A 24,112-nucleotide genomic window follows, 5' to 3' on the forward strand; every position below is an offset into this window, starting at 1 on the left:
GCGAGGACGAAGCGTGGAAGAGCTACTCACCAGTCTCCTGAGCAATACCCAGGGCTTTATCGCTTACGCGACCGTCTTCCTGATCCTCCTGGCCTGCGGCCTGGGGGTTCCGCTGCCCGAAGACATCTCGCTCATCCTGGGCGGCTTCCTGGCTCACAAGGGCGCGGCGAGCCTGCCGGTGATGATGGTAGTGGGCTTCGCGGGCATCCTCGCGGGCGACAGCCTCATCTTCCACTTTGGCCGCAAGCTGGGCTCCAAGGTAGGCCGCAAGCCCGGAGGCTTCTTCGCGCGCATCATCACGCCCGAGAAGCGCGCCAAGGTGGAGGGCCTCTTCGAGAAGCACGGCCACAAGGTCGTCATGATCGCCCGCTTCATGCCGGGCGTGCGCGCGGTGACGTACTTCACCGCGGGCTCGGTGGGCATGCCCTACTGGCGCTTCATCTTCTGGGATGGCCTTGCCGCGCTCCTGTCCGCGCCGGTGTTCGTGTTCCTCGGCTTCCACTTCGGCAGCGAGCTGGACTTCCTCATCGGCAAGCTCAAGGACGGCCAGTTCGTGGTGATGGGCATCCTCGTCGCGGCCGGCGTGGGGTACTTCCTGTGGCAGCGGCGCAAGGCGGCTGCTGCGGCTCGCGACGCCGCCCAGTCCCTTCAACAAGCGGCCGTGGCGCCCGTGATTCCGCACGAGGTGGCCGTGGCCGACGGCCGCCCCGCGTCCTTCCTGGACGCGCCGGAGAAGCAGGCCGTGGCGGCCCGCTCCCACACCTCCGAGCTGCAGAAGTAGGGCGGGCCCCAAGTCCCTCGGGGCTCAGCGCCGTCCGAAGAGCCCCTTGAGCCAGCCCACCATGCCCGTCTTCTTCGTGGGCGACGGGGGCTCGGCCGCGGGCGTGGTGCCCGGTGCGCCTTTGGTTCCGGCTGACGGTGCTCCCGCCTGGGCGGGCTCCTGCGCCTGTGCCAGCCGGGCCTTCACGGCCTCCGGTGTGTCGCGCGTGGAGAAGGTGCTGGAGATCTCCTTCCCCGTCGAGTTCTCCTTGGCCGTCACCTTCAGCAGCGACTCGCTGTTCACCTCGAAGGTGATCGTCACCTGCACCTCACCGCGCGGGCGGTGGGGCAGGCCCGTCAGCTTCAGCGTCCCCAGGAACTCGTTCTCCGCGATCCGGTTGGACTCGCCCTGGAAGATGCTCACCTCGAGCTCCGCCTGGTTGTCCCGGTGCGTGGTCACCGTGTACGACTTGGTCGTGGGCAGCGCCGTGTTGCGCTCCATGACGGCCTTGAAGCGCCCGCCCGGCAGCCCCACGCCGATCGCCATGGGCAGCACGTCGATGAGGGTTACTCCCTCCTTCTGACCCAGGCTGTGCGCCAGCAGGGCCGCGCCCAGCGCCACCGCCTCGTCCGGGTGCACGTTCTTCGTGGGCGGCTTGCCGAAGTACTGGGTGATCTTCTCGTGCACCAGCGGGAAGCGGCTCTGGCCTCCCACCAGCACCACCTCGTGGATGTCCTGCTGCGTGAGCCCCTTCGCCTCGAGCACCTCGCCGCAGACCTCGATCGTCCGATCCACCAGCTTCTCGGTCAGCTCGATCAGCTTCTTGCGCGTGAGCGTGACGTCCAGATCGTACGGCGTGTTGTCGATCATCGTCACGAACGCCACGTGGATGCGCATGTCGTTGCGCTCCGACAGCGAGCACTTGGCGCGCTCGGCTGCGTCGTGGATGCGCTGCATGGCCACCCGATCGCCCTGGAAGACCTTGCCCGTCTGCTTCTGGAACTCCTCCAGCAGGTACTCGACGATGGCGTTGTCGAAGTCGATACCGCCCAGGAACGTGTCGCCGCCGGTGGAGACCACTTCGTAGACGGTGTCGTGCAGCTCCAGCACCGACGCGTCGAAGGTACCGCCGCCCAGATCGTAGACCAGGATGCGTTGCTTGAGCTTGCGCCCGTAGCCGTACGCCAGCGCCGCCGCCGTGGGCTCGTTGAGGATGCGCTCCACGTAGAGCCCGGCCAGCTGACCGGCGTCGCGCACTGCCTGGCGCTGGTTGTCGTTGTAGTAGGCGGGCACCGTGATCACCGCCCGAGACACGGGCTGGCCAAGCTGGTTCTGCGCCACCTCGCGCACCTCGCGCAGGATGAGCGCGGAGATCTGCTGCAGCGAGAAGACGCGGTTGCCCAGCTTCACCGCCGCTTCGCCGTTCTCGCCGGGGGCCACCTCGTAGTGGAACCGGTCCTTGATGTGCTGGACGATCGGCGAGTCGTAGGCGCGGCCCACGAGCCGCTTGGCCCCGTACACCGTCTGACGGGGGTTGGTGAGCATCTGCCCCTTGGCCGGGTGGCCGAGCACCATCTTCCCACGCGTGTTGAGCGCCAGGATGGAGGGCACCGTGTTGTGGCCCTCGCGGCTGCGCAGCACCTCGGGCTTGCCGTTGCGCACGTAGGCCGCGCACGAGTTCGTCGTGCCGAGATCGATGCCAATGACTGGCCCCTCACGCTTGGGCTCCTCCTTGGGCGGCTCGAAGGCGGGCGCGTTGAGAGTCCCCGCGTTGGAGGAGACGACGGGCACGAAGCTGCCCGAGGGGCGCGTCGGGTTCTGGCTGGCGGAGGCGGGCGTTGGGGCCGGGGGCGCGGGAGGCGTGGCCTGCGCAGTCGCCGGAGGAGCGGCGGGCGCCGGGGGAGGGGAGGCCTCAGCCGGAGAAGAAGGAGGTGCAGGCGGCGCGGGTGGGGTGGCGGGCGCTGGGGCCGGAGCAGGCGCGGATGGTGGAGCGGCGGCCTCTGGCAGGGGCTCGGGAGGGGCCGTAGGTGGAGGAGCGGGAGTCGGGGGCGCGGCCTCGGGAATGGGAGCCGGAGTCGCCGTGCGCGGAGGGGGTGGAGGTGGGGGCGCGGCCTGGGGGCCAACAGAGGGGATCCCCGTGCGCGACGGGGAGGACGGCGTCGCTGCAGGTGGCGGGGGCGGGCTCTGCGGGACGGGCGCGGGAGTGGCCGTGCGAGGGGGCTCAGAAGGTGGATGCTCGGCCAGGGGGGCAGGCGCAGGAATATCCGTGCTGGGATGCGCGAGCGGTGGATGCTCGGCCAAGGGGGCAGGCGCGGGAATGTCCGTGCTGGGAGGCGCGGGCGGCAGAGGCACGGCCTGAGGGGAGGAGGTGGGAGCCGGCGTCGGCGCGACGCTCGCCGCATCGGGCGTTAGCGCATCGCCTGGGGAGGCCGCCACCGGTGCTGGTGTAGGTTGAGGTGGAACGGCAAAGTCAGCAGGCCCTACACCCGCGGGCACAGGGGGCTCCGCCGACTGGGCGTGGGGCACGTGGGCGAGTGCCGAGTCCAGGAAGCGCTTCGTCTCGGGATCGAGCGTGAGGAAGCGCAGCCCCATGCCGGGGATGCCCTGGCCCTGCTGGCCCGTGACGAAGTGGACCACGGCCGAGGCGTAGATGATGCGCGCCCCGGTGGACAGCTTCAGGTCCAGGGTGACAGGCGTGCCTGGCGGCTTCACCGTCTTGGAGCGCAGGTAGATGCCGCCCCGGCTGAGGTTGGTGCCGTACTTCGCGAGGAACTCTTCCGGGGTGGCAAAGGGCAGCTTGACCGCCAGCCCAATCGGCCCCTGATTGGAATCCGTCAAAGCCTCATCCCGATATGTATGTGAGGTGTAAGGGGGAGTATCGCCTGAACCCACGGGGAAGGCATCAAAACAGCCGACGGTTGGCGTCTCATGGCCGTTGCGAGCCCCCTCTCAGGCGCGTATGGAAGCGGCCTCCGCCGGGCGCTGACGCCCTGCGGCGTTGCTGGGAGCCCTCATGCTGAACCCCGATGTCCGGCTCGCGCTCACCTTCGATGACGTGTTGCTGCTGCCCGCCGCCAGCTCGGTCGTCCCCAAGGATGTCGAGCTGTCCACCCGTTTGACGCGCAACCTTCGCCTGAACATTCCGCTGCTGTCGGCGGCCATGGACACCGTGACGGAGGCCCGCACGGCCATCGCGATGGCGCAGGAGGGCGGCATCGGCGTCATCCACAAGAACATGACGCCCGAGCAGCAGGCGCTCGAGGTGCTCAAGGTCAAGAAGTTCGAGAGCGGCATGGTGGTGGACCCCGTCACCATCGAGCCGGATGCCCCGCTGGCCCGCGCGCTGGACTTGATGCGCCAGCACGGCATCTCCGGCATCCCTGTGACGAAGGGCCGGAAGCTGGTGGGCATCGTCACCAGCCGCGACGTGCGCTTCGAGACGAACGTCACCCAGAAGGTAGAGCAGGTGATGACGCGCAAGCTCATCACCGGCCGCGAGGGCATCAACCAGGCCGAGGCCCAGGCGCTGTTGCACCAGCACCGCATCGAGAAGCTCCTCATCGTCAACGAGGAGTTCGAGCTCAAGGGGCTCATCACCATCAAGGACATCGAGAAGCGGCGCACGCACCCCAACGCGGCCAAGGATGCCAAGGGGCGCCTGCTGTGCGCCGCCGCCGTGGGCGTCTCCGCGGATCGCGAGGCCCGCATCGACGCGCTGGTGAGGGCCGGCGTGGACGTGATCGTCGTGGACACGGCGCACGGGCACTCGAAGGGCGTGATCGCCGGGGTGCGCGACACGCGCAAGAACTTCAAGGGCTTCGAGCTGATCGCCGGCAACGTGGCCACCGCCGAGGGCACCCGGGCGCTCATCGAGGCCGGTGTGGACGCGGTGAAGGTGGGCATTGGCCCGGGCTCCATCTGCACCACCCGCGTGGTGGCCGGCGTGGGCGTGCCGCAGATCACCGCCGTGGATGACTGCGCGCGCGAGGCCGACAAGCACGGCATCCCCATCATCTCGGATGGAGGCATCAAGTACTCGGGCGATATCGTGAAGGCGCTCGCCGCGGGGGCGAGCTCGGTGATGATCGGCTCGCTCTTCGCGGGCACCGAGGAGGCTCCGGGCGACGTCATCCTGTACCAGGGCCGCAGCTACAAGAGCTACCGGGGCATGGGCTCGCTGGGCGCCATGAAGCAGGGTGCCAAGGACCGCTACTTCCAGTCGGACGTGGACGCGGTGAAGCTGGTACCCGAGGGCATCGAGGGCCGCGTGCCGTACAAGGGGACCCTGGCGATGAACGTCCACCAGATGCTGGGCGGCATCCGCAGCGGCATGGGCTACGTGGGGTGCGCCACCATCGAGGAGCTGCGCACCCAGGCCCAGTTCGTCCGCATCACCTCGGCCGGGCTCAAGGAGAGCCACGTGCACGACGTGATCATCACCGAAGAGGCGCCCAACTACCGCGTGGAGTAGGGCGCAGCTTCGGAGTGGGGGAGGGTGGCTCCCCCATGTTGCTGGGGCAGGGACTACTTGCCGCCGCGGCGCTTGCCACCGCCGGTGCCCTCGGCGGGAGGCTCGGTCGAGGCGGACACCTTCTTCTCCGCGTTGCCCACCCGGTTGAGGAGCGAGTCCTTGTCATCCGGGTTCAGTGTCTCGATGGCCTGCCGCAGGGTGTTGAAGTCCAGGCGGGCGATGGTGACGGTGTTGCCGCCCTTGATCTCCTGGACCGTGGGCACGTCCACCAGCTCACGGACGTAGGTCTCGAACTCGCCGCGCACGTCGGCGGTCTGCTGGATGCAGACCTCGCGGGCGTTGACGATGCTGGTGGCGCCCTCGCGGTACTGCAGATCCGGGTTGCGCGTCATGGCATCATCGAAGGTCTGGATGCGCTTGCGGAGCGAGTCGTACAGGGTGATGTAGTCCGCCAGCCGCTCGGTCTCGGGGCGGTTGACGTTGCGCGCCTTGTTCAGCTCCTCGGCGGTGTCCTCGCAGTTGAGCTTCTCCAGCTCGCCGGCCTTCGGGGACTCCTTCACCGCCAGGTTCGCGGTCTCGCGGTCAAGCCGCTCGTCCGAGGTGATCTCCTTTCCTGCACAGCCGGTGACGGACAAGAAGAGAACAGTGGCAGCGGCAGGCAAGCGGCGCATCCAGAACCTCGAAATAGGGTTGATCTTCCAAAGTTTGTAGCGGTATGGGCCGCCCTCCGTCAACGACGCCCGGGGAGAACCACGTGGATATCCATGCTGAGAAGATCCTGATCCTCGACTTCGGCAGCCAGTACACCCAGCTCATCGCCCGGCGTGTTCGCGAACTGGGGGTGTACTGCGAGATCCACCGCCCGGACCTCCCCGAGGAGCAGATTCGCCGCTTCGCCCCTCGGGGCATCATCCTGTCGGGTGGGCCGGCCTCGGTGGAGACCGAGGGCTCGCCCCGCTGCGATCCGTACGTCTTCCAGGCGGGCGTGCCGGTGCTCGGCATCTGCTACGGGCTCCAACTTCTAGCCAAGCTGCTGGGAGGCAAGGTGGACCGGTCGGCACACCGCGAGTACGGCCCCGCCGAGGTGGAGGTGCTGGCCGCGCGGGGGCCGTTCACGGAGTTCACCCAAGGCGATCGGGTGAAGGTGCTGATGAGCCACGGCGATCGGGTGGAGGCGCTCCCGCCGGGATTCGAGGCCATCGGGCGCAGCGGGAACTCGCCGTTCGCGGCGGCGGCGCATACCTCGAAGCCGGTGTACGGGCTGCAGTTCCACCCGGAGGTGGTGCACACACCGCGCGGCAAGGAGATGCTCCGGGCGTTCCTGTTCGGCGACTGCAAGGTGAGCGGCTCCTGGACGATGAAGGGCTTCATCCAGGAGGCCGAGGAGGCGATTCGCCAGAAGGTGGGCGAGCACGGGCGGGTCATCTGCGGGCTGTCGGGCGGCGTGGACAGCTCGGTGGCGGCGCTGCTGCTGCACCGGGCGCTCGGGCCTCGGCTGCAGTGCATCTTCGTGGACAACGGGCTGCTGCGGCAGGGCGAGCGCGCCCAGGTCGAGGCGCTCTTCGTGGATCGCTTCCACGTGCCGCTGAAGACGGTGGATGCGCGGGCGCGGTTCCTGGAGAAGCTGGCCGGCGTCACGGATCCGGAGAAGAAGCGGAAGATCATCGGCCGCGAGTTCATCGCGGTGTTCGAGGAGGCCGCGCGCGAGGTGCATGACGCCGGGTTCCTGGCGCAGGGCACGTTGTACCCGGACGTGATCGAGTCCGTGTCGTACAAGGGCCCGTCCGTGACCATCAAGAGCCACCACAACGTGGGCGGGCTGCCGGAGCAGATGAAGCTCAAGCTGGTGGAGCCGCTGCGCGAGCTGTTCAAGGACGAGGTGCGCGTGCTGGGCCGGGAGCTGGGGCTGCCCGAGGAGATGGTGGGGCGCCAGCCGTTCCCGGGGCCGGGTCTGGCCATCCGCGTGCTGGGCGAGGTGACGGAGGCGCGGCTGGAGCTGGTGCGGCGGGCGGATGCGATTGTCCAGGAGGAGATCCGCCAGGCCGGGCTCTACTCGCAGGTGTGGCAGGCGTTCGCGGTGTTGCTGCCGGTGCAGAGCGTGGGCGTGATGGGGGACGAGCGGACGTACGAGTCCACCTGCGTGCTGCGCGCGGTGACGAGCGTGGACGGCATGACGGCGGAGTGGGCGCGGCTGCCGTTCGAGGTGCTGGAGCGCATCTCCACGCGCATCACCAACGAGGTGCGTGGCGTCAACCGGGTCGTCTACGACATCTCCTCGAAGCCGCCGGCCACCATTGAGTGGGAGTAGCAGGGAATGAGCAGGCAGGCTTCCAGGTTGGGGGGCCTGCCTTTCCGCCCCGTTCCCGACACCCTTGTCTGGAGGTCTCCTTGATTCGCAAGCTCCTCGTCGCCACGGTGGGTACGGCCCTCTTGTCTGGCGCCTGTGCGACCACTACCACCGCCGCCCCGGAGGCCAGCAGCGCCCCGGTTCAGGAGGGCAGCTCCACCATGCAACCCAGCGCAACAACTCCGACGACCCAGCCCGAGAACCCGGTACTGGCCAAGTGGGTCGGTCCGTACGGCGGCGTCCCCGCCTTCGACAAGGTCCAGGTCGCGTACTTCAAGCCCGCCCTGGAGGCGGCCATGGAGCAGACCCGGAAGGAGGTCGCCGCGATCGCGGGCAACCCGGCCGCGCCGACGTTCGAGAACACGATCGCCGCGATGGAGGACGCGTCGCGGACGTTGAGCGACGTGCGGACGATCTACGGCATCTGGTCCTCGTCCATGAACGGGCCGGAGTTCCAGGCCGTCGAGCGCGAGATGGCGCCCAAGCTGGCTGCCTTCTCCGATGAGATCACCCAGAACGAGCAGCTCTTCCAGCGCATCGAGGCGGTCTACACTTCGCCCGACAAGGCGAAGCTGCCCCCCGAGCAGCAGCGTCTGGCGTGGGTCCGCTACACCAACTTCGTCCGTGCGGGAGCGAAGCTGGATGCGGCGGCGAAGAAGCGCATGGTGGAGATCAACCAGCGCCTGGCTTCGCTCTACACCTCGTTCAGCCAGAACGTGCTGGCCGATGAGGAGGGGTACGCCGTCATCCTCGAGTCGGAGGCAGATCTGGCCGGTCTTCCTGACTCGTTCCGGGCGGGGGCTGCGGCTGCGGCGGAGGCTCGAGGGCTGAAGGGCAAGTGGGCGATCCCCAACACGCGCTCGGCGATGGAGCCGTTCCTGACGTACTCGTCCCGGCGGGAGCTGCGCGAGAAGGTGTGGCGCTACTACGTCGACCGGGGTGACAACCGGGACGCGCACGACAACAACGCGATCATCTCGGAGATCCTCAAGCTGCGCGCCGAGCGGGCCAAGCTGCTGGGCTACGCGACGCACGCGCACTGGCGGCTCGAGAACACCATGGCCAAGACGCCCGAGCGGGCCATGGAGCTGATGGAAGCGGTCTGGAAGCCGGCGGTGGCCCGGGTCCGCGAGGAGGTCGCCGACATGCAGGCGATCGCCAACAAGGAGGGTGCGAAGTTCAAGATCGCTCCTTGGGACTACCGCTACTACGCCGAGAAGGTGCGCAAGGCGAAGTACGACCTGGACCAGAACGAGGTGAAGCCGTACCTGCAGCTGGAGAAGCTGCGCGAGGGCATGTTCTGGGTGGCGGGAGAGCTGTTCGGTTTCGTGTTCGAGCCGGTGAACAACGTGCCCGTGTACCACCCGGATGTCCGCGTCTGGGAGGTGAAGGACAAGGCCACAGGGCGGCACATTGGGCTCTGGTACTTCGATCCGTACGCGCGGCAGGGGAAGCGGTCCGGGGCGTGGATGAACGCGTACCGGGCGCAGGAGCGGTTCAAGGGGGACGTGACGACGATCGTCTCCAACAACGCGAACTTCGTGAAGGGCAAGCCGGGCGAGCCGGTGCTCATCAGCTGGGAGGACGCGTCGACGCTGTTCCACGAGTTCGGCCACGCGCTGCACGGGCTGAACTCGCAGGTGACGTACGGCACGCTGTCGGGCACGGCGGTGGCGCGGGACTACGTGGAGTTCCCGTCGCAACTTCTGGAGCACTGGCTCCCGACGCCCGAGGTGTTGAACCGGTTCGCGCTGAACGCCGAGACGGGCAAGCCCGTGCCGCCGGAGCTGGTGGCGCGGATCACCAAGGCGTCCACGTTCAACCAGGGCTTCGCCACGGTGGAGTACCTGGCGAGCGCTCTGGTGGACATGAAGCTGCACCTGGCGGGGGACAAGCCGATCGACGCGGATGCGTTCGAGCGGGAGACGCTGAAGACGCTCGGGATGCCGCAGGAGATCGTCATGCGGCACCGCACGCCGCAGTTCAGCCACGTGTTCGCGGGGGATGGGTACTCGGCGGGCTACTACAGCTATCTGTGGTCCGACACACTCACGGCCGATGCGTACGAGGCCTTCACTGAAGGGAAGGGGGCCTACGATCGCGATGTGGCCGAGCGTCTGCGCAAGCACGTCTTCTCGGTGGGTAACACGATCGACCCCGCCGAGGGCTACCGGGCCTTCCGAGGCAAGGAGGCCGGGATCGATGCGCTGATGCGCAAGCGCGGCTTCCCTGTCCCCAGCGCTCCGGCCTCCAAGAAGGCGAAGTAGGGCCGCTCAGGGAGGCGGGTTCAGCTCTTGCCCGCCTTCTCCAGCATCTGGAGCAGCCAGCGTCGATGAGAGTAGACGCTGGTGAAGATGGACAGATGCCCCCCGGTGGGCGTCTTCGAGCCTACTGTTGAGATGCCTATGAGGATGTTTCTACGCTCGTTCTTGACGCAGGCACCGCCACTGTCGCCGTTCTGCATGTGAGAGGCCGCCGAGCCATCGGGCAGCAATCTCGCGTCCGTCCTGAAGACGGAACTTCCAGTCTCCAGATGGATCAACCGGCTCACGCGGTTGGAGCCGAAGTAGCGGACGCCATAGTCGGGCGCCGAGTCTTCTCCGTAGGAATAGCCCACCATGGTGATGGCATCCCCTTCTTGAACCTCGGCCTCGGTGATTTCGAGCCGTGGCATGTTGTCGCCGAGGGGCTCCTTCAGGAAAATGACGGCGAGATCGGCGTTGCTCCACACCACTCCCTGGCTCTGGCCACGTTGGCCAGTGATGAGCTCGAAAGCCGGGTGGATGACCACCGCTCCCATGTGGTCCTGAATCGTTGGCTCGGAGCCAGGACCGTCCTTCATCGAGGCGTACTGTCCTCATCTCTGGGAAGGCGTGCAATACAGACGCAGTGCGCTGCGGAGACCACCAGCTTCGGGTGGACAATCACGCCGGAGCAGGACTTGCGAGTCATGGAGCCGCTGGGGCTGATGACGCTCGTGTTCACCATGACGGACGGTAGATGGAAGTCTTCGATATCTGCTGTTCCGGGAGCGACAAGCAGTTCCCCTGGAGGAAACGGTTCTTCCAACGCTTGCATCGGTCCTTCTTTCACGGCCGGCTGACTGGCGGTGCAGCCATTCCATGCCATCAGCGATGCGACTGACAGGCAGAGCGCGGTTATCCAAGCTCGATGGGGATTCATTAGGGTGCTCCAGGGAGCTGACGCTTCTCAGCCGCCGCTGCACGGGAAATTTCACCGTGAATCCAGTCCCTATAGGGCTGCATGCTGGTCATGGTCGGCTCTTGCCCCAGTCCTGTGGTCGAGATGCCCACGAGCCTGGGGCCATCCCGGGTCTCCCGAAAGCAGGGGCCACCCGAATCGCCCCTGAAGAGGGATCCATTCTCATTCGTGAGGAGAAAGGTGCCGTCGGTTGGGGCCAGGGATTTCAGTACCTTGCTCTCTTACACAAGGCGTCTCCCATCCAAGGCCCCCGACGTGTCGTCGTAGCCGAAGCCCACCCGCTTCAAGGTTTCGCCGGGGACCACCGGACTTTTCGCCAGCACGGCTGCTCGGAAACCGACGGGAACGGGCTCATCCAAGAGGAGGGTTGCCAGATCCGCATGGCTGGAGAGGAGCTGGTTCTGTTCGTTCAGCCGGATCTGAAGTTCAGGATGGGGCCGGATCCGTCCCTGTCGCTCCGCGTAGGTGAAACCTCTGATCTGCTCGGGGGCACGTGGATCCTGCTCATAGAAGGAGACCCTCACTGTTGCGGTTTCCGCACATGTGGTCGCATCAATCCGGTGTTCGCGGCGGCCTTCGGGAGTGGTGGCTTGATGACGACGGCAGACACAGTGACCGGCTGTCACGACAAGACGCTGAGCCACAATGACTCCGCCACACTGGCGCAGCTTGGCGCCGTTGCTGGGAGACTGCGCGTGGACCATGACGGCGGAGGGATAGCGGTTGTCGGCATCCGGCTTCCCTGCCAGCTCGAACATCACGGCGCCCACAAAGTCGCCTGAGAGGATGCCGAAAGGGGGATCGAGCTCGTCCGGCTCTCCAGCGTCAGAGGGGAGTGCTGGCCCAGAGGACTTGGTCTCAGGGAGCGATGATGCATCTGGAGCCACAGAGGTGCCCCGAGGCGAAGGGGAGCACCCCCCGCAGCCCTGTGCCATCCACAGGAAGCACAGAGTCCACGCCAGGAGAAGGACTTGCCGGGGAAGGAGAGGCACTCAGGGCCTCCACTCCGCGTCTCCGAGAGGGGCGAAGCAGGCCTCCACGGCGTCGTCACTCACCTCGGCCAGGGTGGCCGGGTTCCAGCGCGGGCGCTGGTCCTTGTCCACCAGCACCGCTCTGATGCCTTCCCAGAAGTCCGGCAGCGCGGTGACGTGCTGGCTCAGCCGATACTCGAGCGCCGCGACCTCCGTATAAGGAAGGGAGCGGCACCGCCGCAGCTGACGCAACGTCACCTTCAGGCTGCTCGGAGACATGCGCCCCAGGGTCGCCCGGGTCGTCTCGGCCCACTCGGTGCCCTCCGTCGCCAAGGCTTCCAGGATGCCTTCCACCCGATCCCCTCGGAAGCACCGATCGATCGCCTCCTGCAATCTCTCAAGCGGTGCAGGTCCCGCATTCGTAGCGAAGGAGGAGAGGACCCGCGTGGCGGCCTCGCGCGGGGTCTCCACGCCCCAGTCCGCTTTCTCCAGCGCCTCCAGCAACGCGTCGAGCTTCGTGTGCTCCACGTACTGCGTGCCGTAGCCCACCCACATCGCGTCCGCGGCCGTGCCCCGCGCGCCCGTGAGTGCCAGATATGTCCCCACCTCGCCCGGGAAGCGTGGGAGGAACCACCCACCTCCCACATCCGGGAACAGGCCGATCGCCGTCTCTGGCATCGAGAACACCAGCCGCTCGGTCACCACGCGGTGCGATCCGTGGATCGACAGCCCCAGTCCTCCGCCCATGCTGATGCCATCCACCAGCGCGATGAACGGCTTCTCGTAATGATGGATGCGGTGGTTGAGCGCGTACTCCTCGCGGAAGTACGCGGCGGACAGGGGCTCCTCGCCCTCGGGTACCGGCTTGCCCAGCGAGAGGGCCACCGCGCGCACGTCTCCTCCCGCGCAGAACGCCTTCCCACCCGCCCCGCGAATCACCACCGCCTTCACCTGCGGTTCCTTCGCCCACGCGTCCAGTTGCGGATGGAGGGCCCGGATCATTCCCAGGTCCAGCGCGTTGAGCGCCTTGGTTCGAGTCAGCGTCACCAGCCCGATGGGGCCTCGCGTCTCCGCCTGCACATCTTGGCTCATGCTCCGGGTGTAGCCGATTCCACGCCAAATGGGGCGTCAGGGTGCACGGCTCGCACCGTTCACTCCCCTCTGTCCGCGAGCCCCCTCTTGGCGGTAAGCACGTCTCATGCGTGTCCCCGTCGAGCTGTCTCGCTGCGCCCGGTTCCTCAACCCTGGGCCGACCACCCTCATCACCTCGGCCGCAGGCGGGCGCACCAACGTCATGACCGCCGCCTGGGTGATGGCCGTGGACTTCACGCCTCCGAAGCTCGCCGCTGTCATCGCCGAGGGCACGCTCACCCGCGAGCTCGTTGATGCTTCGGGCGAGTTCGTGGTGGCGCTGCCCACCCTGGCGATGATCGACACCGTCTACGCCGTGGGCCATTGCTCCGGCCGCGACGTGGACAAGTTCGCCACCTATGGACTCCAAACTGCATCGGGCTCGATCGTGCGCGCGCCGCTCGTGGAGGGGTGCGTGGCGTGGCTCGAGTGCCGGGTCCTCCCAGAGCCCGGCCCTCAGCAGCGCTATGATCTCTTTGTCGCCGAGATCGTCGCCGCCTGGGTGGATGACGAGGTCTACGTTGAAGGGGAGTGGCGCTTCACCCGGGACGAACACCGCATGGTGCACCACACCGCTCGCGGGGTCTTCTTCGCCACGGGGCAACGCGTGGAGGCTGGGAGGCGCTCGTGAGCTTGAGGGTGATGACGTTCAATGTGCTCTTCGGGGGCCAGGACCGGTTCGAGGCCATCCTCGACGTGCTCCGGCGCGTGCAGCCGGACGTGCTGGTGCTGCAGGAGTGTCTCGGGTGGGAGACGTGCGATCGCCTGAGCCAGGTTGCCGGAGCCCTGGGCGTGCCAGCCGATGCCTCTCACATTCACCTGGGCACCTCGCGGCCTCGGGGCAGTGGCCGGCGCTACCACGTGGCGCTCGCCAGCCGCCGTCCCCTCCGAGCCATTCAGATTCACAACGATCCACGTCAGATCGGCCACTGCCTGATCCAGTGCCAGTTCGACCTCGACGAGCCGGTGACCTTCTTCGGCACCCACTACGACGCGCAGCATGAGGATCCCCGGCTCGTGGAGGCCCGGTTCCTGTGCGATCTGCTCGACCCGATCCGCTTCCGCGAGGGCCTGTATGTGCTGGCCGGTGATCTCAACTCGCTGTCACGCCGCGATCCGTATCCCGCGGATCTCGCCGAGCGGCTCCTGGCTGCGGGCACGGACAAGTACGGCCATCCACCCCGGTTCTCGGTGCTTGACGCTCTGGAGTCCTTCGGCTGGGTGGACACGCTCTATTACCGGGGGCCGCCTACCGAGTGGGTGACGGCGCGGCGCCAGAACAACGGCGTGCAGATCGACTATCGCACGGACTACATCCTCGCTTCGCCTCGGATGGCCGAGCGGCTCGTTTCCACCGAGATCATTGATGTGGGCGAGGCCTCGGATCACCAGGCAGTGGTGACTACCTTCCGCGAAGGGTAGCGGGGGAGACTCGCCTCGCCCTGGCAAAAGCTGTTACAGCTTCGGGTATGGCAACTCCGCGATCCTGCCTTGCGTCGCTGCTCCTCGGTGTCGTGGTCTCGGCTTGTGGCGAGAAGGAACCTCCCCCGCCGGAGCCGCCTGTATTGATCGTGACCCTCGACAACTCGGACACGGTCTATTGCACCACCGCTTCGGTGACCGTCACGGCCTCCGTCGCCGGAGGAACGCCAACCGCTGTCGAGGTGCTCGAGGATGACAAGACCGTGGCCTGGGTCCAGGCTCCCTACCCATACTCTTTTGGCTGTGCCGCCAAGGCAGAGCGCTCTTATGCGATCTCCTTCCGCGCTCACATTCAGGGGAACACCTACGCCAGTTCGGCCAAGCAGATCGTGGTCGATCGCAGCCGGCCGACCGTCGTCTCCGGGCCATTTCTGGCCACCGATACCGAGATCGCCAAGGACACGCCCATCCGCGTGACGTTCTCCGAGCCCATGCGCCCCACGGGCTCGAACAGTTTCAGCCTCGTCACCGCGACGACCACTGTGTCCTGGTCCCAGGATGGGAAGGTCCTCACGATCGTCCCCCAGGAGCCGATCACTCCGCCGCAGTCCTTCGTCCTCTTTCTGCATCCGGAGTACTTCCAGGATCTGGCTGGCAATCCGCTCGCGGTCGACGCGCCTCGGCAGTGGTCCTGGACCTTCCCCGCGCTCCTCCATTCCTGGACTCTGCCGAAGCACGGAGATGGCCTGACGTCGCAGAACCGTCCCTCGTTTGCTCGGGATCGCTCTGGGCGCTCCGTAGTGGCCTGGTTCGAGTACACGCAGGCCAGCGGCGCGGCGGATGTGTATGTCCACCGCTCTGGGGCGAGCGGCTCCTCGCTGCTCGGTGGGCCCCTCAGTGCCGTCGCCGGAGGCGACAGCTGGGCCGAGGAGGTCCAGGTCGCGGTGGATTCTTTGGACCGGCCCGTGGTGGCGTGGACTGAGCGGATCTCGGGTGAGGCGAAGGTCTTTGTGCGCCGGTGGAATGGGGTGGATTGGGAGTCACTGGCCAATGTGCCCAATCCCATCATCCCATCCGACGCGAAGGACCTGACGCTGGCCGTCGGGAACTCGGAGCTTCCGGCCGTGGCCTGGACCGAGGTCGATGCGGTCCAGAAGGCTCGCGTGTACGTCTATCGATGGAATGGAACGAGCTGGGACGCCGTGGCCACCCCGATCGAGGCTCCCGGCACCCCGAATCTGATCTATCCCTCGATGGTCATCGATGCCGATAACCGTCCCGTCGTCGCCGTGACGCAGCAGGGCTCCTCTGCCACCAGCATGGCGGCCGTGTGGCGGTTCAATGGCACCAGCTGGGTTCAGTTGGGAGCAGGCATCCGTCCCACGCAGGCGAGCACCGGTGCCACGGTGCAGCGGACGTCGCTCGCGCTGGACGCCCAGGGCAAGCCCGCACTGGCGTTCGAGCTCTCCACTCCGGGGTCTCCCGCCGCGGCCGAGGTGTACCTCGCTCGGTATACGGATCCCACTTGGGCCACTCCTCAGCGGATGGATGGCCCGGATGCCCGATGGCCCTCGCTCGGCTTCGACGCGGCGGGCGCGGCCTGGGTGGCCTGGGAGAAGGGGAACTCGACGGCCAGTCTCTCCGCGTGGGTGCGCAAGACCACCGGAGACGTGCCGGACACGAGCCAAGCGCAGGCGCTTCGTCCCCAGTTCCCCAATGGGGGAGGGGGCGCGCCCGTGTTTCTGATCGTGGACCAACAGCAGAAGGCCGCTCAGGTCTTGTTGCGCCAGTAGCCGCCGCCCACGGTCCTACGGTTTGGCGGAGGTTGCTCCGGAATCCTCCGCCGCGAGCGTCTCCCTCAGCCAGGTGCGCAATGCGTTGGGGGCCAGGGGCAAGTCCTCGGGCCACAGCCGCACGGTGCCGTCCTTGCTCGCCGAAGCCACCGACTTTCCGTCCGGCGAGAACGCCACCTGGACCACGCTGTCGGTGTGGCCCTGCAACACCCGGCTCTCGCCGCTCTCCACGTCCCAGATGCGCACCGTGCGATCGTCGCTCGCGGTGACCATGCGCTGGCCCTCGGGCGACCACGCGAAGTGGTTCACCTGGTTCAGGTGGCCGCGCAGCACGCCGCGGGCTGCCCCGGTCTCCACGTCCCAGAGGCGCAGCGAGTTGTCTCCCTGGCTCGAGCTCACCAGCCGCTGCCCATCCGGCGAGAAGCCCACCGCGAGCACGCCGATCCCGCCCACGTCGAGCCGCCGCCCCTGGCCCGAGGGCAACTCCTGGAGCCAGAGCGTGTGGTCCTTGCTCCCGGACACCAACCACCGGCCATCGTGCGAGAAGGCCAGCGCGACCACCACGTCATCGCTCGTGTGCAGGACGCGGCCCTGCCCAGACTCCAGGTTCCAGAGCCGAAGCGAGTTGTCCTCGCCGCCCGAGGCCACGAACCTCCCATCCGGAGAGAACGACAGGCAGAGCACTCCGCCGTTGGCGTGCTGGCCGAGCGTCCGCTCCTTGCCAGTGGTGGGATCCCACAGGCGCACCATGCCGTCCGCACTTCCAACGGCCACCCAGTCCCCGCTCGGTGAGAACTCCAACGCCCGGATGGGGTGCGCGGAGAAGGGGAGGGCCTGCAGCTCCCGGCCCGAGCGATCCCACAGGCGCACCGTGCCATCCGCGCCCCCGGTGACGGCCCGCTCGCCATCCGGAGACAGCCGCGCGAGAGGCACCTCGCTCCGGTGGCCGCGCATCTTTACGGTGCCAGCGCCCGTCACATTCCACCGGCTCGCCAGCCCGTCCGCCCCCGAGGACAACAATGTCTGCCCATCTCGGGAGAACCGCAGCGACAGGACCGGCCCCGTGTGCTGCCCGACGAGCTGGGACGGGTTGGCTCCCACCGGGTACAGCCGGGTGACACCGTCCACGCTGGCCACCGCGAGCCGCTGTCCATCCGGAGCGAACGCCAGCGACGTCACCGCGTCCTCGGCGCCCCGGAGCGCGCGGCCTTGCCCGGTGTTCACATCCCACAGCCACGCCAGGCGATCCCGGCCGCCCGTGGCCACCCAGCGCCCATCCTTCGAGAAGGCGAGCGGTGCGGGAGGCTCCTTGGAGCCCTCGAAGACGCGCGCCGTCCCCGTGGCCAGATCCCACAGCCGCACGGTGCCGTCATGCGAACGCGACGCGAGCTTCGTCCCATCCGGCGAGAAGGCCACGGATTGGACGCGGTTCGTGTGCCCCTCGAGGACGCGCAGCTTGCCGGTGGCGGCCTCCCAGAGCCGGACCTTGCCGTCCGCGCAGCCCGTGGCGATGAGCTTTCCATCCGGAGAGAAGGTGACTTGATACGGCTGGGCCGGGTGCGTGCCGAGCGTCTGGCTCTCTCCCGTCTCCACGTCCCACAGCCGCAGCGTCTTGTCGTCCTTGCCCACCGTCACCAGCCGCCGCGAGTCCGGCGAGCTGTCCAGGCTCGCGACCCACCCCTCGTGCTTGCCGAGACGCTGGCCCTTGCCCCCGGGCAGATCCCAGCGCCACACCTCGCCATCCAGGCTCGAGGTGAACACGCGCCGGTTATCAGGCGAGAAGACCACTCCGAAGATCGGAGCGACGTGGCCCTGGAGCACCTGGCCGTCGCCGCTCTGCACGTTCCACAGGCGCAGCGTCCGATCCTTTCCCGTGGTCGCCAGCCATTGGCCGTCGGGCGAGAAGGCCGCGCGCCACACCTCGTCACCGTGAGAGCCCAGCAGGCGCATGGCGCCGCTCTGGGCGTTCCACAGGCGCACCGTCCGATCGTCGCTCACGGTGGCCAGCCAGCGGCCGTCCGGGGAGAAGGTGACGAAGTTGACGCCCTGCGTGTGGCCTCGCAGCAGGGTGGCCAGCCCGCGAGCCTGAGCGTCCGCGGCGATGACTCGCGCCGAGCCCCACTGGGTGAACACGGGCGACAGCGTGCCAAGCCATTCGAGCGCCTTGTTGGGGAACCGCTCCACTGCGGCGCGGGCCTCCACGAGCGTCAGCTGATCGGCGCGGAGCGTGGCCTCGCGCGAGGCGGCCTCGGCCTCGAGCTGCTTGTGCTCGGCGCGATCCCTCTCATGGAGGATGCGCCGGACGCTGAGCGCTCCCGTGGTACCCCAGGCCGCCAGCACCACGGCGGTCACCGCGAGCACCTTCCGGTTGCGGCGCACGAAGCGCTTCACCAGATCCAGCCGCGAGTAGTGGTGCGCTCCGACGAGCTGTCCGGTCAGGTAACGACGCAGATCCTCCGCCAGCGCTCGCGCCGTCGGGTAGCGCTGCGCCGGATCCCTCGCCATCGCCTGGGTGACGATGGCCAGCAGTTCCTCGGGAACGCCCTTCTGCAGCCGCTCCAGCGGAGTAGGGGAGCCTGCAATCACCCGATCCAGCACCTCGTGCGCGCTGCCTCCTCCATAGGGACGGGCACCCACCAGCAGGTGATAGAGGATGGCGCCGAGCGCATACACATCCGCGCGCTCGTCCACGGGACGCCCCGCAGCCTGCTCGGGAGGCATGTACGCCGGTGTGCCGAGCACGATCCCCGCCATGGTGTGGTTCGCGTTCCCTCCGGAGCTCGGCGTCGCGGCTTCCGCCGAGAAGATCGGTGTCCGCGGCGTGGGCGCGGCCGCGACCGGCGAGCTGGTGGGAGCCGCCTCCTGGGAGAGCTGCTTGGCCAGACCCCAGTCGATGACGACTGTCTCGCCAAACTCGCCCACCAGCACGTTGGCGGGCTTGAGATCGCGGTGGATGATCCGCTCGCTGTGCGCGTAGGCGATCGCCTCCGTCACCGCGAGGACGTGGGGCAGCAGGGCCAGCCGCTCTCCAAAGGTCTTCGTCTCCGAGAGCCGCTCATCCAACGAGCGCCCGGAGACGAGCCGCATCGCATAGAAGGGCTCGCCGTTGGACCAGCGCCCGGCCTCGTAGATGGGGACGATGCCGGGGTGCTGGAGCCGGGCCGTCACCAGTGCTTCATTGAGGAACCGGTTCTCGTCCGGCCCCTGGGGATGCAGCAGCTCCTTGAGGGCCACCGGCCGGCCCAGCCGCAGGTCCCGGGCGCGCAGGATGCGGCCAATCCCACCCCGGGCGAACACCCCCTCGATGGCATAGGTGTTCCGGTCCACCACGGGCAGGCGCTGGGCCTCCGTGGGAGGGGCAGGGGAGGGAGGGCGTTGCTTCGGGTCCCCCGAGGAGATGAGCGTCCCCGCGAGATCCACCGTGGGAGGCGTGTCCCCCGAAGAGCTCGGTTCGGGTGCGGCTCCCTCCGGAGGAGGAGGAGCGTTTCTGGCGGCGTCGCTCATCGTGCTCCTCAGAGGGGCCTACTGCTGCGGCTTCGCGGCGTCGATCAGGATGCGGTGCCGGAAGAGCTCGACCAGGATGTCATCGTGCAGATCCGCCTGCTTCTCGTCCCGGAGGCGCTGGCGCACCGTCTCCACGGGCTCCTTGCCGGTGAACTCCACCAGCAGCGAGTACGCCTCACCGGGCAGGGCCACCGCGTCGAGCTCGCTGTACGACGCCATGGCCACGCTCCCATCCGGCAGCCACTGGATGGTGGCGCTGGGGTTGAGCTTGAGCGTCTTGGGCAGGCTCGCGGTGACGGCGTTCCCGTGGAGCCGCTTGAGGACGGACAGCTCGATGATTCCGTCGATGCCGAGCAGGTTCTCGAACTCCTCCGAGGACAGGGCCCGGACGACGTCATACGAGCGCCGGTAGAACTCTTCCTCGCGGCCCACCCAGGGGTGCCAGAGCTCGGCGTAGTCCTTCTCGGGGAGGCGCTGGTCGTCCAGGTCCTCGACCGTGAGCGGCCCGCTCTGGTTGTCGGCCTTGTCCTTGCCGAGCAGCACGTAGTCCGGCAGCAGCTGGAGCAGGGCGTAGCGCGACAGCTGGATCTCGGCCAGCGTGAGCCACGTCTTCAAGGTCATCCAGAACTTCCGGCCGTCCGCGCCCGCCACGTACTTGCAGAAGTACGTCGAGCACACCGCCTCGCGGTAGCGCCAGATGGTGCACAGGCCCCCGTTCGGCTCGTAATAAGGACAGCGGAGGGACTCGGAGCGGCCGAACGCCTGCCGCGCGTTCATATAAAGGAGGTTGTAGCGGGTGGGGGCCTTGATCCACTGCGGGTTCACGCTGGCGCCCCGGGCGATCTTCGCCTGGATGCGCCGCCGGCCCTCGGCCATGCCGGCCTCCTCGTCCGAGAGGATCGCTCCCACCAGGTAGTTGGGCAGGCGAGGGTGGTAGGTGCAGCACTTGGTATCCGGCCGGAAGAACCGGTTCACCCCATCCACCGAGTCAATGCGGAGGGGGTTGGCCGACTCGCACATGGCGCACGCGGAGCAGGTGGCCTTGGTCTCGGAGGGGATGGGGCTCTGGAAGAAGGAGGGGAAGAGGCCGCGATACAGGGCCGGCAGGCTGTCCAGGATGGAAGACATGGGCACTCAGAACAGGTCGCCGATGCCGCTGGCGATGTCGAAGAAGAAGTCGATACCAACGTCGAGCAGATCGATGGCCTCAACGCCCGTCTCCACCACCTCCGCCACGGTCTCCGCGCTGCTGGAGTCGGCAATGGGAGTGGTGCCGACGGAGGTGGACGCCGCCTGAACCTGGGAGTCGATCTTCCGGAAGAAGCCGTCGAGCTTCATGTGCTCCATGAGGATCTGGGCTGCCACTGCGGGGGCCACGACACCCGCTGCCACCGCCGCGGGATTCAGGCCCTCGACAGTGGCCCCCAGGGCCTTGGGATCCAGGATGCACAGGGGGGCGCGGCAGCGAGGGCAGGCCGAGTCGGTCTCCAATGAGATGGGATCTCCGCAGTCCGAGCACTGGAGGTGCTGGACGTGCTTCTTCAGCTCGGCGAGCTCCTTGGCATTCAGGCTGCGGACGATCCCCTTCTCTCGGAGGAACTGGAAGAAGGTGATGAAGTGCCCATGCTCGTTGGGGCAGCGGAAGTACTGGAAGCGATTGCTGCGGGCCAGATCTTGAGTCTTCGTCAGCGTCGCCCGGCAGCGGGGGCAGGCGAGGGGCTCCTTCAGCCGGTAGTGCTCGTCCTTGTGGCCGTGCATCTGGCGGAAGAGCCGGAGGACTCCATTCGAGGAGAGCTGGATGCTCTCCTTGGCGTCGAACCACAGGCCGTGACAGGTAGGGCACACGTCCAACAGGACTTTGGCGCCGCGCGAGCCTTCGAAGCCCTGCTCGACGGTCTTGGACCTACAGGCGGGACAGTTCATTCCGGCCGCCATCCTACAAAGAGAAGAGGCTGCCGGGGTGTGCCCCGACAGCCTCTCTGACTTCAAGGGGTTACGCGGGCAGGGCTCACCCCGCCGGCTTGGCCTTCACCGGAGGCTGCTTGCCTGGGCGCAGCTCCTCGAGCACCCGGTTGGCGCCGTAGATCTTCGCCAGGGCCTCGATGATGGCGTCACTGTGCACTGCCACCGTGCGGTTGACGCTCTCGTCGAAGCCGAAGTCACCGCCCAACGACTGGATGTTGCCGTCGAACACCAGGCCGACGATCTCCGCGTCCTTGTTGATCATGGGCGAGCCCGAGTTGCCGCCGATGATGTCGTTGGTCGTGACGAAGTTCATCGGGGTGGAGAGCTTCAGCTTGCTCTTGGAGTCGATCCAGCTCTTGGGCAGGGCGAAGGGGTCCTCGCCGGTGTTGCGCTCGTAGGCGCCGGCCATCTGGGTGAACGGAGTCACCTTCTTGCCGTTGTCCGTGTAGCCCTGAACGGAGCCGTAGGACAGGCGCAGGGAGAAGGTGGCGTCCGGGTAGACGTTGGTGCCGTAGGCCTCGAACTTCGCCTTGGCGACCAGCTCGCTGTTCTTGCGGATGACCGACTCGATGTTCTCCTCGTAGTTCTTCCGGATGGCGCGGCCGTCCGGGTCCACGAGGATGGCCAGCTGGATCATCGGATCCTTGGAGCTGGTGATGGCCTTCTTGCCGCCCTCGAACAGCTTCTCACGCACCGCCACGTCCCGCAGCTGGGTGCCGTTGACCAGGCGGGTGGCCAGGCCCAGCGGGGACTCCTTGCCCAGCACCTTCTTCACGAAGGGGTGATCCGGGCCGAGCTCCTCGCGCAGCTTGGTGAGCGAGAACTCCAGTCGGGCGATCTCCAGCTCGGGGTAGATGGGGGCGGTGCTGAACAGCTGGGCCTTGAAGGCGGGCAGGCCGGCGTCGGTGTACTCGCGCAGGCGCTGGCCGTTCTCCTTGGGGAGCTCGTCCGCGGCGCGCACCAGCCGCTGGGCGATGTTGAAGAGGCTCGAGCTGAGGCCCTGACCCTGCTCGATGTAGTTCAGCTCCTTGCGGATGAGCTTGAGCTGCTCCTGGGCCTTGGCGATCTCGTCCCACGCCGCGCCGTACTTCTTCTTCAGCTCGGGGTTGGCCTCGACCTTCTGGCGGAGCTCCTGCTCGGCGGCGACCTTGGTGGCGAAGAACTTCTTGTCCACCAGCGCCTCGTGCCTGCCCTTGATGGCCTTGAGCCCGTTCTCCACGCCGAACTTCATGTTGTTGGAGATGCGCTGCTGCTCGGGGCCGCGCTTCTGGAACTCGGTGATCATGCCGCGGATCTCGGCCAGGGTGACCAGCGTCTTGGGCATGACCACGTCGCGCTGGTACTCCAGCTCCGCCACGGTGAGGCCGCGCGAGGTGCGGCCCGGGTGTCCGGAGACGAAGGTGAGCTCGCCGTCCTTGGCGCCGCCCTTGGACCACTTGAAGTAGTTGGCGATCTGCGCCGGCTTGTCGTCCTGGTAGACGCGCACGAAGGAGACGTCCAAGTCATACCGGGGGAACTCGAAGTTGTCCGGGTCGCCGCCGAAGAAGGCGATGGCGTGCTCGGGGGCGAACACCAGGCGCACGTCCTGGAAGCGGCGGTACTTATAGAGGTTGTACTTGCCGCCCTGGTACAGGGTGACGACGTCGCAGCGGACCTGATCGCTGGTGGCGCAGTCCTTCTCGATCTTGGACATCTCGGCCTTGAGGGTGTCCGAGTACTGCTTGCCGGAGAGCCCCTGGGTGGCCTTGTTGAGCTGATCGGTGACGTCGACGATCTCGCTCAGCTGGTTGATCTCCATGGCCGGGCACTTGAGCTCGTCGGCCTCGGTCTTCGCGGAGAAGCCGTTGGCGATGTAGTCCTTCTCGGCGGTGGAGAGCTGCTCGATGCAGCCGCGAGCGCAGTGGTGGTTGGTCATCACCAGGCCGTTGGGCGACACGAAGCTGGCAGAGCAGCCGCCGGCGAGCCGGGCCGAGGACAGGCGCACGTTGTCGAGCCACTGCTGCGAGGGCTCGAAGCCGTACTTGGCCTTCACCTTGGCGGAGGGGAAATTGTTATAGGTCCACATGCCCTCATCGGCGAGCGCGGGGAGTGCACCCACCAGGGCGGCCACAACGACCAGACGCTTCATGAATGGTTCCTTTCCGGGAGCCAGAAGTGCCGCGCGTTCTGCGGGAAGCTCCGGTCTCGGTCAAGCAGGGAAAAAATCCCCGGCCCCTGAACGGCTCGGCGGGCATTTGATTTCCGGGCCCTGCTGATTCTTTGGAACCCGCACCCTACCTGGAGAATTTGGTAGGAGCGGCATGACGCGTTGTGGCGAGGACTCGGGGTGGGAAGCGGGCAGGTGGCCCGGCGGGCCTGCCGCTCGCCAGGCTTGTAGCAGGCCACGAAGTCGTCCAGGTGCTCGCGTTTGTTGGCGGGCTTGCGCTCGAAGAAGAGGACGTTCGCCTTGACGCCCTGGGCATAGAAGATGCCGGTGAATTTCCCAGCCGCTTGCTGGCTGGGGTTGTTCATGGGGTTCTCTTGGGA

At 67.4% G+C, this 24,112-nt stretch carries 17 protein-coding genes; 7 read left to right on the forward strand and 10 right to left on the reverse strand.

The features are described from left to right. The first annotated feature begins 13 nt into the window (after window positions 1–13). Window positions 14–781, forward strand: a complete 768-nt coding sequence (locus tag DB31_RS07800) for a DedA family protein (RefSeq protein WP_044184720.1) — start codon at window positions 14–16, stop codon at window positions 779–781. 24 nt (window positions 782–805) lie between these two features. Here the strand turns inward: DB31_RS07800 and DB31_RS07805 are convergent, their stop codons facing one another. After that, a complete protein-coding gene (locus DB31_RS07805) occupies window positions 806–3,598 on the reverse strand; it encodes a TIGR02266 family protein (RefSeq protein WP_240486584.1) in 2,793 nt (930 codons plus the stop codon). Between the two features lie 175 nt (window positions 3,599–3,773). Between DB31_RS07805 and guaB the strand changes: the two genes are divergently transcribed. After that, window positions 3,774–5,231: an IMP dehydrogenase gene (gene guaB, locus DB31_RS07810; protein ID WP_044186120.1), complete on the forward strand. Its 1,458-nt coding sequence runs from the start codon at window positions 3,774–3,776 to the stop codon at window positions 5,229–5,231. Between the two features lie 53 nt (window positions 5,232–5,284). On the opposite strand, the gene DB31_RS07815 is transcribed toward guaB, so the two are convergent. Beyond that, window positions 5,285–5,902 (reverse strand): hypothetical protein, encoded by a 618-nt coding sequence (locus DB31_RS07815; protein ID WP_044184725.1) that lies wholly within the window; start codon window positions 5,900–5,902, stop codon window positions 5,285–5,287. 83 nt (window positions 5,903–5,985) lie between these two features. Between DB31_RS07815 and guaA the strand changes: the two genes are divergently transcribed. Together guaA and DB31_RS07825 are read left to right on the forward strand one after the other, a co-directional pair. Next, on the forward strand, window positions 5,986–7,539 hold the full coding sequence (gene guaA / locus DB31_RS07820) for a glutamine-hydrolyzing GMP synthase (RefSeq protein ID WP_044184729.1): 1,554 nt from the start codon (window positions 5,986–5,988) through the stop codon (window positions 7,537–7,539). A 200-nt stretch (window positions 7,540–7,739) separates the two neighbouring features. Continuing rightward, window positions 7,740–9,845: a M3 family metallopeptidase gene (locus DB31_RS07825; RefSeq protein ID WP_169787033.1), complete on the forward strand. Its 2,106-nt coding sequence runs from the start codon at window positions 7,740–7,742 to the stop codon at window positions 9,843–9,845. 20 nt (window positions 9,846–9,865) lie between these two features. On the opposite strand, the gene DB31_RS07830 is transcribed toward DB31_RS07825, so the two are convergent. From DB31_RS07830 to DB31_RS07840, 3 genes are all read right to left on the reverse strand, one after another. Next, complete coding sequence (locus DB31_RS07830; protein WP_044184733.1) at window positions 9,866–10,420, reverse strand: trypsin-like serine protease; 555 nt, start codon at window positions 10,418–10,420, stop codon at window positions 9,866–9,868. Between the two features lie 601 nt (window positions 10,421–11,021). Beyond that, complete coding sequence (locus tag DB31_RS46375) at window positions 11,022–11,558, reverse strand: trypsin-like serine protease (protein WP_240486641.1); 537 nt, start codon at window positions 11,556–11,558, stop codon at window positions 11,022–11,024. Between the two features lie 234 nt (window positions 11,559–11,792). Beyond that, entirely contained in the window at window positions 11,793–12,863 is a 1,071-nt protein-coding gene (locus DB31_RS07840; RefSeq protein WP_044184739.1) for an enoyl-CoA hydratase/isomerase family protein, read from the reverse strand. A 106-nt stretch (window positions 12,864–12,969) separates the two neighbouring features. Here DB31_RS07840 and DB31_RS07845 point away from each other — a divergent pair, with 106 nt between their 5' ends. The 3 genes from DB31_RS07845 (at window position 12,970) to DB31_RS07855 (ending at window position 16,117) form a co-directional block, all read left to right on the forward strand. After that, window positions 12,970–13,533, forward strand: a complete 564-nt coding sequence (locus DB31_RS07845) for a flavin reductase family protein (RefSeq protein ID WP_044184742.1) — start codon at window positions 12,970–12,972, stop codon at window positions 13,531–13,533. Beyond that, window positions 13,530–14,324, forward strand: coding sequence for an endonuclease/exonuclease/phosphatase family protein (locus tag DB31_RS07850; protein WP_044184745.1), 795 nt, complete (start codon window positions 13,530–13,532; stop codon window positions 14,322–14,324). The genes DB31_RS07845 and DB31_RS07850 overlap by 4 nt, the downstream gene beginning before the upstream one ends. A gap of 149 nt (window positions 14,325–14,473) precedes the next feature. Further along, the gene (locus DB31_RS07855) at window positions 14,474–16,117 is read left to right on the forward strand and encodes an Ig-like domain-containing domain (RefSeq protein WP_169787018.1); all 1,644 of its coding nucleotides are present in this window, start codon (window positions 14,474–14,476) and stop codon (window positions 16,115–16,117) included. Window positions 16,118–16,132: 15 nt separating this feature from the next. Here DB31_RS07855 and DB31_RS07860 read toward each other — a convergent pair whose 3' ends face one another. The 5 genes from DB31_RS07860 to DB31_RS49895 form a co-directional block, all read right to left on the reverse strand. Next, window positions 16,133–19,621, reverse strand: a complete 3,489-nt coding sequence (locus DB31_RS07860; protein WP_044184750.1) for a WD40 repeat domain-containing serine/threonine protein kinase — start codon at window positions 19,619–19,621, stop codon at window positions 16,133–16,135. A gap of 18 nt (window positions 19,622–19,639) precedes the next feature. Continuing rightward, on the reverse strand, window positions 19,640–20,749 hold the full coding sequence (locus DB31_RS07865; RefSeq protein ID WP_044184753.1) for a hypothetical protein: 1,110 nt from the start codon (window positions 20,747–20,749) through the stop codon (window positions 19,640–19,642). A 6-nt stretch (window positions 20,750–20,755) separates the two neighbouring features. Further along, a complete protein-coding gene (locus DB31_RS07870) occupies window positions 20,756–21,544 on the reverse strand; it encodes a TFIIB-type zinc ribbon-containing protein (protein WP_044184755.1) in 789 nt (262 codons plus the stop codon). 85 nt (window positions 21,545–21,629) lie between these two features. Beyond that, window positions 21,630–23,714: a S46 family peptidase gene (locus DB31_RS07875; RefSeq protein ID WP_044184758.1), complete on the reverse strand. Its 2,085-nt coding sequence runs from the start codon at window positions 23,712–23,714 to the stop codon at window positions 21,630–21,632. Continuing rightward, on the reverse strand, window positions 23,711–24,097 hold the full coding sequence (locus tag DB31_RS49895) for a hypothetical protein (protein WP_044184761.1): 387 nt from the start codon (window positions 24,095–24,097) through the stop codon (window positions 23,711–23,713). Before DB31_RS49895 ends, DB31_RS07875 begins: the two co-directional genes overlap by 4 nt. Between the last annotated feature and the right edge of the window lie 15 nt (window positions 24,098–24,112).

This window comes from Hyalangium minutum (assembly GCF_000737315.1).
Lineage (GTDB): Bacteria > Myxococcota > Myxococcia > Myxococcales > Myxococcaceae > Hyalangium > Hyalangium minutum.